The sequence below is a fragment of the Salinibacterium sp. NG22 genome, from assembly GCF_015864925.1.
In the GTDB taxonomy this organism is placed as follows: domain Bacteria; phylum Actinomycetota; class Actinomycetes; order Actinomycetales; family Microbacteriaceae; genus Rhodoglobus.
The window spans coordinates 1-574 of the sequence record NZ_JADYWG010000023.1 but is presented as its reverse complement, the minus strand read 5'-3'; the positions used below and the strand labels follow the sequence as shown (position 1 = coordinate 574).

Annotated in this window: 1 protein-coding gene; it reads right to left on the bottom strand. The window is 40.2% G+C overall.

Annotated features, from left to right (window positions below):
- A partial coding sequence (locus I6E81_RS14240; protein ID WP_197109030.1) for a hypothetical protein occupies positions 1-327 on the bottom strand: 327 nt, incomplete at its 3' end.
- Positions 328-574 lie beyond the last annotated feature (247 nt).

The following is a 574-nucleotide window of genomic DNA, read 5'->3' as shown; positions in this document are numbered from 1 at the left end:
AAAGACAAGTACCGATTTCGCTGTCGATAACACCTGTTTGTCCGCTGCATTTTGATACCAGCTTTGCAATTCAGTTTCCAAGGCATCGAGTTGGACGTCGTTGCCAGTGAGCAGCCGCGATGAAGTAGCACTCATCTTTGGTAGATTCTCTTCGGTCAACTGCCCTAGTTGATCGAAAAACTCAGTCTGGAGTTCAGGAGCGCTACCCAATCCAAGATAGTCATTACTGGCAATGTTTAATAGAGTTTTGCCATCACTGATGACATAGCGCCCTTGATGTTCAGTTTTTGGTAGTTTGCGATATTGCTGCTTATCTTTTAATTGCATAATCTCAGTTTGGAGACGCTTATGAATAGAGATAGGCATAAAAAATTGTCCTTTTTATTATTTATCTAAGCAGTAAAGCAAGTAGATAGGCAGCAAAATGAGTAGGGAGTATTACACAAAACCTAGAGATGTAACAGAAAGTTTCATATCTCGCCCTTTGTAACGTTCACACTGATAAACGCTTTCAAATCTTAACTTGGCTACCGCCAAACACAGACAGTGTTTCTGAAATAGTTTGTTACTATGT